Here is a 14,354-nt window from a genome sequence, read left to right on the forward strand (position 1 = left end):
TTATAGGCACGACTTTTTCATTTATGAGAGGGACTATGAACACTTAGAAAGAGAAGGTAACCCCTATGATACCGTTGGCCTCAGCCGCAGGATAATATAGAGGAACATTATCTTCATATCTAGCATTGGGGATATATTTCTTATTTAAGAGATTGTTACCCGTTGCAGAGAACAGGATGGATTTGCATACTTTCTTAGGTAATAGCTCGTAGGATAGCTGAAGCGAATGTACTAAGTAGTTGTCCAGCTTAGCATTTTCTTGATTTTCATTGCTAAGATATTGTTCACCTACATACTTAGAAATGAGGTTTATTTGGAAGTTTTCCACGGGTATAAAAGTAAAGGTATTACCTGCCACCCAGCTAGGAGAGAAAGAAATTTGGGTATTTCCTAAGCTTAAGAGTTCGTTAGGATGGTTAGGGTCTTTGATCTTGTAGTCAATATTTTTATTTTGGCTATAGGATACATTGGGAGACCATTGCCACTTAGAGCTAAGGCGTACCTTGGCATCTACTTCTATACCAGCACGATAGCCATCACTATTACGACGGATAGGATAACCTTTGTCATTAAGGTCTCCAGTGGGAACCAGTTGGTCTTTGTATAGCATATAGTATAAGTTGGCATTGAGTTTTACCTTATCGGTATCGTATCGCCAGCCCAATTCGAAGTCATTAAGTTTCTCAGGCTTAGGGAATATAGCACCACTTTTTCTACTTTTAGCGTAATTCTTATAGTCATTTCGATTGGGCTCTTTGGTTATATGTGCGAATGAGAAATAAATAGTGTTTTCAGGATCGAAATAGTAGTTAAGCCCAGCTTTAGGATTGATTGCGGAGTGAATTTCGTTAAAATCTACTTTTTGTAGGAATGATTTGAAATGGGTATATCGGTATTGTACATCTCCGAATAGGCTGAGCTTAGGAGCCACCTGCCAAGTGAGTTTGGCAAAGGCAGATCCTTCTTTCTTATTTCCATAGACATTCTTACCCATCGGTTCTTTGTAAGAATAGCCAGCGGTCTCCTTCCAAAGATACTCATCAAAGTGATTGCCTTCATATACATTGGCAGATCCCCCTAAGACTAGGTCGATGCTATTTTTACGATAATTGGTAGAAAAGACGGTACCATAGAAGTCATTGTCCAGCAGATAGCGAATGATGAAATTGCCAGATCCCCAATTGTCCATTTCTTCCCAATAACCACGGCCTTTGGTATAATGGAAAGATAAGGTGCTATTCCAATAAGAGTTCCATTTTTCAGTCCAATGGAGTTGTGCATTGTCCTGCTGATAGACGTTGACATCGTTGTCATAGAAAAGGGTTTGTCCGTCTTTAACATATTTTCCGGCAGGATTGTATTTTCTATCCTTTTCCAATTGCTGGGCAGTAATACCCTTGTAAGTGAGGTAGCTTTTCACTTTTCCCCCAAAAATAAGTCCTTTGATCAGAGTATGCTCATCCTGATAGGCGCCTTGTAGGAAATACGACTTGAGGTTGGAGAAAGCACGATCTATATAACCATCGGAATTGACTTTGGAGAAGTTTCCTTTGACTTCGAAGTGGTCATTGAGCTTTCCAGTGGAGAGCTTTACCGTATGCCTATGTGTATTGTAGGAACCTAAATAGTTGGCGATCTGTGCGTAAGCCTTATCGGAGAAAGCCTCCGTCATCACATTGAGACTTGCCCCGAAGGATCCAGCTCCATTGGTAGAGGTACCTGCCCCACGTTGTACCTGAATACTCTCGGCAGAAGTGGCCAAGTCTGATAAATTGGAGAAGAAAATCCCTTGAGACTCGGCATCGTTATAAGGAACCCCATTGATCGTCATATTGATACGATAGTTGTCATTGCCTCGGATGTAGATATGGGTATCTCCATAGCCGATGCCATCTTCGGCCGATGAGACCACATTGGGCAGGTGGTCTAAAAGCAGTGGAATCTGCTGTCCTACATTTTTCTGTTGGATCTCTTTTTTAGATACATTGGAGAAGGCAACAGGAGTTGTCTTCTTAGCACGGACTGCCTGAACAACAACTTCATCCAGTGTGTAGGCTTGCTCCTTAGGAGTAAGTTTGTCATCGGGGACTTCTTGAGCCCATGTGTGAAGAGAGAGAAATAACGCCCCACACAACCATTCTTTTTTCATTGTAAAAAATGTTTTTACAAACGAAGGGGCATCATTTGTCAGATTAAAAAAAGGCTTATTTTTGCTACCCAGGTGCAAAAATAAGCCACTTAAATTATATAGTAATCAGATAGTTTATTTTTCTTTCCTTTGACTGCATTACCAGCCTAAGTTCTATGGGTATAATCTCAGCTTTTTACAGCACCCCTTGAGACGAGCGCAAAATTACGAATTGTTTTTGAATAGAAGATATAGTTTAACAATCTGTTTAGAACTTTAAGTAAAAATTTTTGGTAAGTTCTTGATACTCTTGTGTATATTGGTGTCGCTCTTTTTCTATAACAAGGGTTTCTATAAGAGGATTGGCTGTTTTTTGGAAAGAAAAAAGCAGTAAGCTACGCTTGATAGGTGCCTCAGGGGTACCCTGTACCTGTAGTATACGCATGGGATATAGTCCCATAGGCGCGGCGATTTGTATAAAAGCAGTTGCTTCCTTATAAGGAATAACCACAGAGAATACTCCTATAGGGGAAAGTAGTCTTGCTACACAATGAAGTAGGTCAGAGAAAGGCAGGTGCTCACTGGAGCGAGCACGAGCACGCTCTCTATTGGGAGAGAGCGTTTTTTCAGAGAAGAAAGGCGGATTACTGATGATAAGGTCGTACTTTTCAGGCGCTTCCCAGTGGCGTATATCCGCTGTAACGACCCTGATATGCGGCCAAGGAGAGAGAGAAACATTCTCTTGGCACTCTTGAGCGGCCTGCTTATGGCACTCTATTGCCCATATCTGAGCCTCAGGGAATCGCTGCGCCATCATCAGGGATAAGACCCCTGTACCTGCTCCTATATCCAATATATGAGAGGGCGTCTTGGCAGGTGTCCAAGCTCCTAAGAGCACACTATCGGTACCTACTTTCATAGGGGAGTGCTCCTGCGATACTGAAAACTGTTTGAATCGGAAGATACTCAAGGTGATAAACTATTGGTAAGCCTTCTTGATGCGATCCATTTGGCGCTTGTTATCCCTGTCCTTGATCGTTTCGCGTTTGTCGTGTAGTTTTTTACCACGAACCAAAGCAATTTCCATCTTAGCAAATCCCTTTTCACTTAAAAAGACGCGCAAGGGGACTATTGTAAGTCCTGTATTCTTCACTTCCTTGTGTAGTTTGCGGAGTTCCTTCTTCTTCAGTAGTAGTTTGCGTTCACTTTTAGGCTTATGGTTATAATAAGTACCCCAAGCGTATTCCTCTATAGTCATATTGATGACAAAGAGTTCGCTTTTTTCGTTGAACTCGCAGAAGCTCTCCGCAATGGAAGCCTTTCCCAAGCGTATGGACTTAATCTCGGTACCTCTTAGGACGATACCCGCTATATATTTGTCTAAGATTTCGTATTCGAAACGCGCGCGTTTGTTTTGTATATTGACGTTGTTTTGCATAGTTAAAGCAATAGGGAGAGCATAATAAAACACCCTCCTAAATAGAGGGGCAAAGATACGTTATTTTTATGTAAAAACGCTTCTATGTGAATTAAAAGTTGTATTTTTGCACCATTAAAAAAATGTTATTCTTTTAGGAAATAGATCTATGGCACGTGTACTTACTGGTATTCAAAGCACAGGCACCCCACACTTAGGGAATTTATTAGGGGCAATATTACCCGCCTTGCAAATGGCACAAGACACTCGTAATGAGTCTTTTTTGTTTATAGCCGACTTGCATTCACTCACTCAGATAAAGGACGGAAAGCAGCTAAGACAAAACACCTATGAAGTGGCTGCCACTTGGCTTGCCTTTGGCTTAGACTATGAGCGTGTAACCTTCTACAGACAGAGCGATGTGCCCCATACCACTGAGCTGGCTTGGTACTTGTCTTGTTTCTTTCCCTACCAGCGCCTGACCTTAGCCCATTCGTTCAAGGACAAGGCCGATCGCTTGGAGGATGTCAATACAGGGCTGTTCACCTATCCTATGCTTATGGCTGCCGATATACTGCTCTATGATGCGGAGGTCGTACCCGTAGGCAAAGATCAATTACAGCACTTGGAGTTTACCCGCGATGTAGCCTCTCGATTTAATTACCAAATGGGTGAGACCTTTGTCCTACCGAAGGAGAGCATCCGAGAAGATATCATGATTATTCCAGGTACCGATGGAGAGAAAATGAGCAAATCCCGCCGTAACTATATTAATATCTTTCTGCCAGAGAAGGAACTCAAAAAGCAAATCATGTCTATACAGACCGATAGCACCCCCTTGGAGGCACCTAAAGATCCAGAACATTGTAACGTCTTTAGTCTTTATAAGCTTTTGGCTTCTCAGGCGCAGGTTGCACAGATGGCTGAGAATTATAGAGCAGGGAATTATGGATTCGGACATGCTAAAACAGCACTCTATGAGCTTATATTAGAAAAATTTGCTGAGCCGCGTCAGAAATTTGCCTACTATATGGAGCACCTCTCTAAGGTAGATGAGATTCTAAAGCAAGGTGCAGAAAAAGCTACAAAGGTAGCTGAGCAGACACTCAGAAGAGTCAGAGAAAAATTAGGTTATTTGTAAAAAGCAATAAGATGAGAAAAATATTACTATTGTTATCAATTCTTATAGGTATACCTCTTTTGGCACAGACCAAGCAGCACATTAGCTATACGGTCAAAGAAGGAGATACCTTGGAGAATATAGCGAAAGTCTATCGCCTTTCGCCTAATGATATAAAGTCACTAAATCCTGCCTTAGCAGAAAAAGGACTACAAAAGGGAATGATTCTGCTGTTGCCAGGGGAAGAAGTGAGCTATTTTAATAAAAAGCAACCCTCAGGATTTCAGACTCATGAGGTGAAAGACAAAGAAACCCTCTACGGACTGGCACAGAAGTATGGCGTTACTCAGGACGATTTGCGGCGCTACAATATAGTGCTATATAAGAAAGAATTACGCAAAGGACAGGAGTTGACCATACCTGTCTATAAAGAAGCTGCCAAGGAGATTACCAAGGGCAAAGAAGGTCTTACTAAGTATGTGGTAAAACCAGGGGAGGGGATATGGCGCATAGCCCAGAACTATGGAATCACTCAGGAGGCTTTGGAGAAGCTCAACCCTAACCTACCCAATCCGCTAAAAGAAGGTATGGAGATATGGGTGCCAGCAGGGGTAACGGGAGTGCCACAGGTAACTACCGATAAGGCCTTGGTTCTCTACCAAGTAGAGAAAGGAGAAGGCTTCATGAGCTTGGAACGCAAGTTCGGCCTTTCTCAAAAAGAATTAGAGAAACTCAACCCAGAACTTAAGGATGGGATCAAGCTCGAAGCACAAATCTGGATTCCTAAGAGTAATTTCTTAGATTATGTAGCCACCGCAGGACTTTCACAGATAGGGATGGCCAACAATACCGATGCCAATCCCAAAGTAAAAGCAGGTATGCAGCCAGCCAATACCAAAAGAGTGTCCTTCGTATTGCCCTTTAGAGTCAATAGTATCCAAGCAGGTAACATAGCTGATATCAAAGGGAAACTACAAAAAGAAAGGATGACTGCTGTGGCTGCCGACTTTTATTCAGGAGCTTTGGTTGCTTTGGATTCTTTGCAGAAAATGGGTTTTTCTCTTACTGTCAATGTATATGATAGCAACGGAAGTGTACAAGGCGTGAAGGCGATTTCCTCCAGTGAAGCACTGAAGAACTCACAAGTGATCATAGGGCCTTTTGCCCCTTCGGCTTTCAATGCCCTTTCAGAGGTAATCACCGATGATAATACCGCTATATTGGCACCGCTCTCCAATAAGAATATAGAGTTGCGCCCCAATGTGTTCCAAACAGTACCTACTATAGAAGTACAACAGAACAGCATGATTAGTTTCATATATCAGAAATACCCTGATGCCAATATCATATTACTTTCAGATGCCAAGAGTAAGGACATGAATGAGAAATTGCAATCATCCTTCTTGCAAGCCAAGAGTGTAGATAATATACAAGGTATACAAAGTGCCTTGGTCAAGGGAGCTACCAATATCGTTTTTGTCTCCTCCGACGATGTCGTTTTCCTCTCCGATGTGATCCGTATCCTATACAATACGGCAGGCATATCGGCCAAGAATAAGAACTACAACATCATCATGGCAACCTTGGATAAGGGGGAAGCCTATGACCATAATAGTATTTCCAATAGCCAACTCTCCGCTCTGAAATTCACCTATCCTGCGGCCAATAGGTATGCAGGGGAGACGAATACCTTTATAAGCAAATATTTCAAAACTTATAAAATATCCCCTAGTAAGTATGCCTTTCGAGGGTTTGACCTTACCATGGATGCAGTACTAAGAACCAGTCTCAATGGGAATTTCTTAAAAGAGGCCAATATAGGAGAAACCTCTTACCAAGAGAATAAGTTTCAATACATAAAGAATCCGTCCAAAGGAGGAGGGTATGAAAACCGAGCCGTGTATATACTTCGTTATGAAGATTTGCAGATAAGTGAAATTTATTAGAAAACAATTAATAAAATCATAAAAAAACAACGGATTAGTAAAAAGGTTCGTTTTTTCTTTGTGGAAATCAAAAAATGTTTTACCTTTGCTCCCACGTTAATGAAATTTAATTAGAATTAAAAATCACATTTATGAGAAAGCAAATTCTAGCTTTGACAGCTCTTGTAGCCTTGGGTGCGAATGCTCAAGAATACAACAAATGGTCGGTAGATGTAAATTTTGGTGCTAACAAACCAACTGTAGGATTTACATCAGGATATGCGACAAAGACACCAAGTTTTTGGACACTTAATGGAGGCGTTCGTTATATGTTCAATAACAAATTCGGTTTGAGATTAGGAGGTGGCTATGACAAGTTCGTAGAAGGAAAAAAATCTCCTGAATTTAATTCCAATATTTGGAATGTTAACTTACAAGGAGTGGCTAACTTAGGCCGCGTACTTTCATTTGAAGATTGGACTCGTGATCTAGGCTTATTAGCACACGCAGGTTTTGGTATAGGACAACTCAAAGGAGACTATATTAGCAAAGCAGATAACATTGGTTTCGTTACTGCAGGTCTTACTCCACAAGTGCGTCTTAGCAACCGTGTATCTTTGCTAGTAGATGGATCTGTATACTTCTATGCAAAACAAAATAGAACATTTGATGGTCTTTCAGCAACAACCAGACGTGGTTTCGAAGGAATAAACTTTACAGGTACTGTTGGTTTGCAAGTAGCCTTAGGAAAGAACCTCGTTCATGCAGACTGGTACAGCCAAGCAGCTGCTGATGGCCAACTTGCTGAGCGTGTAGCTAAAGCTGAAAACAGCGTAGCTGAACTTGCTAAGAGACTTGACAACAAGGAAGACAAGATGGTCGATACCAATGGCAACCGTGTACCTGATGAAGTTGAAAACTACATCAATGAAAAATACGGTAGCTTAGCTTCAAACCAAACTCAGGCTGTAGCTCCTACCAACTATTCAGGAGAAGCTGCTCGTGAGCTTATCGAGAAAGGTTACATCAATGTATACTTTGATTTCAACTCTTCTGCTCCTCAAAAATCTTCTTTGTGGGCTGTTGATTTCGTAGCTAACTACTTGAAACAAAATTCAGGTGCTAGTGTGAAAGTAGTTGGTTATGCTGACGAAAAAGGAACTGCTAACTACAATCAAAAATTGTCTAACAAACGTGCTGAAGTGATCAAGAAACTCTTGACTGACAGAGGTGTTAACGCTTCTCAACTTTCATTTGAAGGAAAAGGTGAAGATAAGACCGTTAATCCAAAATCACCTAATGCACTTCAACTTGCTCGTCGTGCTACTTTTGAAGTAAAATAATCTTAAAAAATAATATTTTTAAAGCCACCTTCTAAAAGGTGGCTTTTTTTGTAAAAAAATTTTTTCATATTCTCAGAAAAGTAGTATATTTGCCCCATTGTATTGAACAAAATTTAAGTTTGTAAATTGAGTGTATAATTGTTTGATAATCAATGAATAAACCTATTGAGCCTCCCTCAGTGCATGATGTACTGATCTTCCCTTTGCTTATACTAAAAGCTAAGGTGCTTTCTTTTTTCTCTACTTTATCTACTAAAATGATATTACAGAAGACGGATAAGAAGTATGCTCCTTTGAGAATTTGAGTTTTATTTTCTATTTATTTCCTTACTACTTCATTCCAACAACTAAGATAAATACGAAAATAAAATGAAAAATAAATATATTGACTTAATAGACCAAACTTACTATTTCCCTCAGGACGAATTTACCCTTGAGGGAGATGAACTTCGTTTCCATGATATAGACCTCATGGAATTGGTACGCCGTTATGGGGCACCACTGAAATTCATGTACCTACCTAAGATTTCAGAGAATATCCAAAAAGCTAAAAAATGGTTTGAGAAAGCCATCAAAAAGCACAAATACAAAGGTGCTTATAATTATTGCTATTGCACCAAGAGTTCCCATTTTAAGCATGTGATGGTCGAAGCCCTTAAGAATGATATCCATATGGAAACCTCTTCGGCTTTTGATATTAATATCATCAATAATCTGATTAATGAGGGGTTGATTACCAAAGAGAATTATATCCTCTGCAATGGATTTAAGCGTGATGGTTATATAGATGGAATAGCCGATTTGGTCAATAGGGGATATGATAGGTGTATGCCCATTATTGATAATTATGAAGAGATTAATCTTTTTGATCAAAAGATAAAGGGAAACTATAATATAGGAATACGTATAGCCTCCGAGGAAGATCCTCGTTCAGAATTCTATACCAGTAGATTGGGAATTGGTTACAAGAATATCGTTCCTTTCTATAATAGAGAGATAAAGGATAATAAAAAAGTGACACTCAAGATGTTGCACTTCTTTATCAATACGGGGATAAAAGATAATGCTTACTATTGGAATGAGCTTCTTAAGTGTTTGAAGGTGTATATTCAGCTTAAGAAAGTAGCCCCTGAGCTTGATAGTCTCAACATAGGGGGAGGTTTCCCGATAAAGACTTCCCTCGCTTTTGAGTATGATTACGCTTATATGGTAGATGAAATCATTCGCCAGATAAAAATAGCTTGCGAACAGGAAAAGGTGCCTGTGCCTAATATATTTACTGAATTTGGAAGTTTTACTGTAGGTGAGGCAGGAGGAGCTATCTATGAGATTATGTACCAAAAACAGCAGAATGATCGTGAAAAATGGAATATGATCAATTCTTCCTTCATCACGACCCTTCCCGATACTTGGGCGATTAATAAGCGGTTTGTGCTCTTGCCTATCAATCGTTGGAATGATGAATATGAGCGTGTACTCTTAGGAGGGCTTACTTGTGATGGAGATGATTATTACAATAGCGAACAGAATATGAATGCTATTTATCTACCTAAGTATAACAAGAATAAACCCTTGTATATTGGATTTTTTAATACTGGTGCTTATCAGGACTCAATAGGAGGTGTAGGAGGGTTGCAGCACTGCTTGATTCCCCAGCCTAAAATTATTCTTATTGATAAGAATAAGGACGGGGAGATTACCTCTCGCCTTTTCATGGAGCAGCAAAAAGCAGAAGAAATGCTTAAGATATTAGGCTATTAGCACTTGTCTCTGATATATTCATATTTTTTAATCTTCTTGTTACCAAGTGTGGCAAGAAGATTCTTTCTTATTGGTATCCAACGATATACTCACTTTGTACAGTGGATTGGGAATAAAAAAATCCCCGATAAGTTTTCGCTTATCGGGGTTTGTTACTTTGTAGCGAAGACGGGATTTGAACCCGTGACCTTTGGGTTATGAATCCAACGCTCTAACCACCTGAGCTACCTCGCCGTTTGTGTTTGCGGGTGCAAAAGTACAACTTTTTTTGATATATACAAAATTATATCTAACATTTTTATTTATAAAAATATAAGTCGTTTAGTACTAAGGATTTACAATGAATTTTTATATTTGTTAAACTCCTATTTTTGTTTGGTGTTTCTTGGTAGAAGTAGTATATTTGCCTTATTAAAGAGTTACATATAGAACAAAACTAAAATTCTAAAAGCAAATGAGAAAGATCCTATTTTTTTTGGTATTATTCTTTAGTGCCTTTAGTTATGGGCAGCTAAAACAAACAAAGCTAACTGATGAAGAAGTAAATGTATTAGCAACGAAAACAAGCCAAGGATTTGGAGAGTTTAACTACAATGAGATTAAGAAATATAAGTTGGAAAATATTCTTGCTTATATTGTGGAATTTCAATATGAAGGTAAAACTATTGCAACAACCTTAGTCGATGTTTCTTATACCATAGGAGCTGGTTATTCTTCTTTTAGTTTACCTTTCAGAAGAGTAAATATTTGTTTTAGAACGGCAGATTTACCTAATGAAGTACAGTTTGCTTTGCTGAAAGAAACTACTTCTTTTGGAGAGAATAGTTGGAAGATAGAAAAAAATGAGGCACAACAAGAGTTTCTTTGTCCTAATACAGCTCTTGGAGGAATAGGTCTATTTTATACAGAAGATTCTAAAAAATATACGTTAAATAGTCTTGCAGGAGGTAAGATAAAAATGGTACTTTACAAATTAGAGAAATAGAATAAAGAAAAAATCCGAGTACTTTCGTAGCTCGGACTTTCGTGAAAAAACTAAACAATTATAAGATTATCTTTAATAAGCGAATTACTTTTTTTGTAATTCTCTTTCTCTAGGTCTCTTTTGTAAGGCTGTTTCTAATGAGAAACTTACTTCCTTATTCCGTGTGCAAAGTTACGCATATTTTTTGAAATAGCAAGCAGATGCAAATATAAATATATGTTAAAAATAAAATCAAGGAATTAGAGGCTATATTTTGAGGTTTTTTCAAGGGGGTAAATTTGTTAAGGCTATTATATTTTGAAAAGGTAAAGTGATAAAAATATTAAAAAGCAATTTTCTTATAAAGAAAAGATGTACTTTTGTCCCTAAAACCAATTTAAAAGAAATATGTTATTTTTACAAGCAAATACAGGAACTACAGCGCAGACAACCTCAGAGCTACAAGAGAAAAGTCTCTCTATTATGGATCTGATTTTCAATGGAGGATTGGCCAATACGATTATCATAGGGATTTTATTCCTGATGTTGGCCACTGCTCTTTATATCTATTTTGAAAGAACTTTTGCCATTAGCTCGGCCAAGCGAATAGATGCCAATTTTATGAATGCTATTCGTGACAACATCTCCTCTGGGCGTATAGAAGCCGCCAAGAATCTTTGCCTTCAGTACAATAGCCCAGTGGCACGTCTTGTGAACAAGGGAATCTCTCGTATTGGAAAGCCTATTGATGATATTCACAAGGCTATAGAGAACACAGGTTCTTTGGAGGTATATAAGTTGGAGAAGAATGTTTCTTTGCTAGCCACCCTTGCTGGGGTCGGGCCTATGATAGGTTTTTTGGGTACAGTAGTAGGGATGGTCATGTCCTTCCATGCTATGGCTACCAGTGGGGGACAGGCCGATATGAGTATCTTGGCAGGCGGGATCTATACAGCGATGACCACCACCGTAGCAGGGCTTATTGTGGGAATTATAGCTTATTTGGCTTATAACCACTTGGTAATGCGTATTAACAATGTTACTCAAAAACTGGAAGCCACTACGGTTGATTTCTTGGACATGTTGAACGAACCAATTTAGTAAAATGAGTATCAAGTCAAGCAATAAAGTAACTCCCGAATTTAGCATGTCCTCTATGACGGACATCGTCTTTCTATTGCTTATTTTCTTTATGCTTACTGCCTCTAACAATCCTAAGGTATTGGATATGCTACTGCCTAAGGCACATGGCAAATCCTCAAGTATTCAGAATGTATCGGTAAGTATCAATAAGGATTTGCAATATTTTGTCAATAACAAACAAGTAGAACCCTCTCAGATGGAAACAGAGCTCAAGACAGCTCTCTCTGGAGTGGAAAACCCTACCATTATCCTAAGAGTCGAGGAGAGTGTGCCTATAGAAAATGCAGTATCTATTATGGATATAGCCAATCAGAATCAGTACAAACTTATTTTAGCCGTACGACCTAAGTAATATTTTATGATATTAAACACAGTGCATAAGCAGAAGTCTTTCGCTATTACGCTGGTAATTATGATCTTAATTGTCTTAGTATTACTTGTAGCGAAACTTACCAATGCTATTATTATCCCTGAAGAGCAGGAGGGAATTTCCATCACTTTTGGAACAGATAAGATGGGGATGGGAGAGATTAATCCTCCTAAGCCTACCGAGACGGCCGTAGCAGCAGAACAGCCTGTAGAAGAGGCTACAAAAACACAGGAAACACCTACTCAGGAACCTGTACTTACTCAGGACAATACAGAGGAGGAAACCGTTGTGCTACCCAAGGAAGAGGTGAAAAAAAAGAAGGAAACACCTAAGGAGACCAAGCCTAACCCTAAGAAACCGCAGAAGCCGGCTGCTTCTACCACCGATGCGCTTTCAAGTGTTTTAAATGCTTCCACCAAGCAGCCTCAGTCAGGTACTGGTAATGGCTCTCAGGGTGATGATAACACACCAGGCTACAAGGGTGATCCCAAAGGGAATCCCTATGCTAGCAGCTTTTACGGAGATAGTAGCGAGGGTTCAGGGCAAGGCAGTGGTAAGGGCTGGGGACTTAATGGCCGTAAGTACATAAGTGGGGAGAAAGTCTACCAAGATTGTAACGAATCAGGCATGGTCGTTGTCCAGATTGAAGTGGATCGCTCAGGTAAGGTCGTTCGTGCCAAAGCAGGAGAAAAAGGTACAACTAACAAGGCTCCATGCCTGCTCGATGCTGCTAGAAAATCGGCTATGACCTATCGCTTCAATGCCGATGAGAAAGCTCCCCAAACGCAAATAGGTTTTCTCTCTATTCGTTTCAAGTTAGGAGAATAGAGTGAAAAGGGTTTTTCTTAGTTTTTTATTTTAGAAAGACTATGTGTTTCAATTTGTTTTTTTGTAAATATATCATATAAAAGACTTTTTTAATTTTTTTACGTTGATTTAGGTTAATTCATTAATTTGCATTACATTTGTATCATTGTAAAAAGAATGTTTAATACACTACAACCCAATGGCATATATTGATTATTATAAGGTTTTAGGCGTAGATAAATCCGCTTCTTCTAAAGATATTAAGAAGGCTTATAGGCAACTTGCCCGCCTCTACCACCCTGATATGAATCCTAATGATAAGACAGCTGAAGAGCGATTCAAGCAGATCAATGAGGCGTATGAGGTCTTAGGTAATTCCAAGAATAGGGCTAAATACGATAAGTACGGTAAGGATTGGCAACAGAGTGAAGCTTTTGAAAATGCTCAAAGACAGGGCAGAAACCCTTTCGGTAATGGTTTTGAAAGCGCTACTTATACCAATGCTAGTGATTTTTCAGACTTCTTCAAGGAGATATTTGGCCAAGAGGCTGGTTTTGGAAGAGGAAATTATGGTTCGGCTTACGGAAAGTTCAAGGGGCAAGACCTACAGACGGAACTGACCCTTTCCCTCAGAGATGCCGCAACTACTCAACCCAGAACCCTTACAGTCAATGGAAAGACCATTCGTATTACCCTGCCTGCGGGTATTCAAAATAACCAACAGATAAAACTCAAAGGCTATGGAGGTGAAGGAGTCAATGGGGGACCTAATGGGGATTTGTATATCACCTTCCAGATATTGCCAGACCCTACCTTTGAGCGAATAGGTAACGATCTGAAAACGAAAGTTACTATTGATATGTATACAGCCATTCTCGGAGGAGAGGTGCAAGTATCCACCCTTTCGGGAAAAGTGAAGCTAAAGGTAAAACCCGAAACCCAACCAGGCACTACCGTAAGGCTCAAGGGTAAGGGCTTCCCTGTATACAAAGGAGGTACCTTCGGTGACTTGTTCGTCACTTACAATGTAGAACTCCCTAAAGGGTTGACTGATAAGCAAAAAGAACTTCTCGAACAAATGCGTAAATTACAAGCAAATGGAACAACCGCTTAAAATATCAAAGACTAAAGTCATTAGGCTCTATAAGATCAAATCGTCTTTCTTCAATGCCTTAGTGGATAATGGATTGATAAAGACAGAGGTTATTGATAGGGTAACCTATGTACATTATGACCAGCTACCAGCACTTGAGCGCTTTGTCAATTGGCACTATGACCTTGAGATCAATGTCCCTAGTATCCAGATTATCCATCGCCTTTTGGAGCGGATAAGGGTCTTACAAGAAGAAAACCAAAAACTAAGAAGAAAATAATAA

General features: G+C 39.5%; 13 protein-coding genes and 1 tRNA gene. 10 read left to right on the top strand and 4 right to left on the bottom strand.

Features of this window, described 5'->3' with window-relative positions; translation table 11 throughout:
* Window positions 1-43: 43 nt before the first annotated feature.
* The 3 genes from HMPREF9331_RS00405 to smpB all read right to left on the bottom strand — a co-directional run bounded on the left by HMPREF9331_RS00405 (window position 44) and on the right by smpB (window position 3,566).
* A complete protein-coding gene (locus HMPREF9331_RS00405; RefSeq protein WP_016419227.1) occupies window positions 44-2,149 on the bottom strand; it encodes a TonB-dependent receptor in 2,106 nt (701 codons plus the stop codon).
* Between the two features lie 247 nt (window positions 2,150-2,396).
* The gene (locus HMPREF9331_RS00410) at window positions 2,397-3,047 is read right to left on the bottom strand and encodes a tRNA1(Val) (adenine(37)-N6)-methyltransferase (RefSeq protein ID WP_016419228.1); all 651 of its coding nucleotides are present in this window, start codon (window positions 3,045-3,047) and stop codon (window positions 2,397-2,399) included.
* A 60-nt stretch (window positions 3,048-3,107) separates the two neighbouring features.
* On the bottom strand, window positions 3,108-3,566 hold the full coding sequence (smpB, locus tag HMPREF9331_RS00415; protein WP_009641955.1) for an SsrA-binding protein SmpB: 459 nt from the start codon (window positions 3,564-3,566) through the stop codon (window positions 3,108-3,110).
* Between the two features lie 148 nt (window positions 3,567-3,714).
* Between smpB and trpS the strand changes: the two genes are divergently transcribed.
* From trpS to HMPREF9331_RS00435, 4 genes are all read left to right on the top strand, one after another.
* The gene (trpS, locus tag HMPREF9331_RS00420) at window positions 3,715-4,686 is read left to right on the top strand and encodes a tryptophan--tRNA ligase (protein WP_016419229.1); all 972 of its coding nucleotides are present in this window, start codon (window positions 3,715-3,717) and stop codon (window positions 4,684-4,686) included.
* Window positions 4,687-4,697: 11 nt separating this feature from the next.
* Window positions 4,698-6,611, top strand: a complete 1,914-nt coding sequence (locus HMPREF9331_RS00425) for a LysM peptidoglycan-binding domain-containing protein (protein ID WP_016419230.1) — start codon at window positions 4,698-4,700, stop codon at window positions 6,609-6,611.
* Window positions 6,612-6,742: 131 nt separating this feature from the next.
* Entirely contained in the window at window positions 6,743-7,933 is a 1,191-nt protein-coding gene (locus HMPREF9331_RS00430) for an OmpA family protein (RefSeq protein WP_016419231.1), read from the top strand.
* 369 nt (window positions 7,934-8,302) lie between these two features.
* Window positions 8,303-9,694 (top strand): type III PLP-dependent enzyme domain-containing protein, encoded by a 1,392-nt coding sequence (locus HMPREF9331_RS00435; RefSeq protein WP_009641962.1) that lies wholly within the window; start codon window positions 8,303-8,305, stop codon window positions 9,692-9,694.
* Between the two features lie 160 nt (window positions 9,695-9,854).
* Here the strand turns inward: HMPREF9331_RS00435 and HMPREF9331_RS00440 are convergent.
* Window positions 9,855-9,928: transfer RNA gene (locus tag HMPREF9331_RS00440), tRNA-Met, on the bottom strand.
* 220 nt (window positions 9,929-10,148) lie between these two features.
* Between HMPREF9331_RS00440 and HMPREF9331_RS00445 the strand changes: the two genes are divergently transcribed.
* From HMPREF9331_RS00445 to HMPREF9331_RS00470, 6 genes are all read left to right on the top strand, one after another.
* Entirely contained in the window at window positions 10,149-10,679 is a 531-nt protein-coding gene (locus tag HMPREF9331_RS00445; RefSeq protein ID WP_016419233.1) for a hypothetical protein, read from the top strand.
* 387 nt (window positions 10,680-11,066) lie between these two features.
* Window positions 11,067-11,759, top strand: a complete 693-nt coding sequence (locus HMPREF9331_RS00450) for a MotA/TolQ/ExbB proton channel family protein (protein WP_016419234.1) — start codon at window positions 11,067-11,069, stop codon at window positions 11,757-11,759.
* 4 nt (window positions 11,760-11,763) lie between these two features.
* On the top strand, window positions 11,764-12,153 hold the full coding sequence (locus HMPREF9331_RS00455) for an ExbD/TolR family protein (protein WP_040356808.1): 390 nt from the start codon (window positions 11,764-11,766) through the stop codon (window positions 12,151-12,153).
* Window positions 12,154-12,159: 6 nt separating this feature from the next.
* The gene (locus HMPREF9331_RS00460; RefSeq protein ID WP_016419236.1) at window positions 12,160-12,999 is read left to right on the top strand and encodes a hypothetical protein; all 840 of its coding nucleotides are present in this window, start codon (window positions 12,160-12,162) and stop codon (window positions 12,997-12,999) included.
* 178 nt (window positions 13,000-13,177) lie between these two features.
* Window positions 13,178-14,092, top strand: a complete 915-nt coding sequence (locus tag HMPREF9331_RS00465; protein ID WP_009641965.1) for a DnaJ C-terminal domain-containing protein — start codon at window positions 13,178-13,180, stop codon at window positions 14,090-14,092.
* Window positions 14,076-14,351 (top strand): chaperone modulator CbpM, encoded by a 276-nt coding sequence (locus HMPREF9331_RS00470; protein WP_009641964.1) that lies wholly within the window; start codon window positions 14,076-14,078, stop codon window positions 14,349-14,351. The genes HMPREF9331_RS00465 and HMPREF9331_RS00470 overlap by 17 nt, the downstream gene beginning before the upstream one ends.
* The last annotated feature ends 3 nt before the right edge of the window (window positions 14,352-14,354 follow it).

Source organism: Capnocytophaga granulosa ATCC 51502, from assembly GCF_000411115.1.
GTDB classification, from domain to species: domain Bacteria; phylum Bacteroidota; class Bacteroidia; order Flavobacteriales; family Flavobacteriaceae; genus Capnocytophaga; species Capnocytophaga granulosa.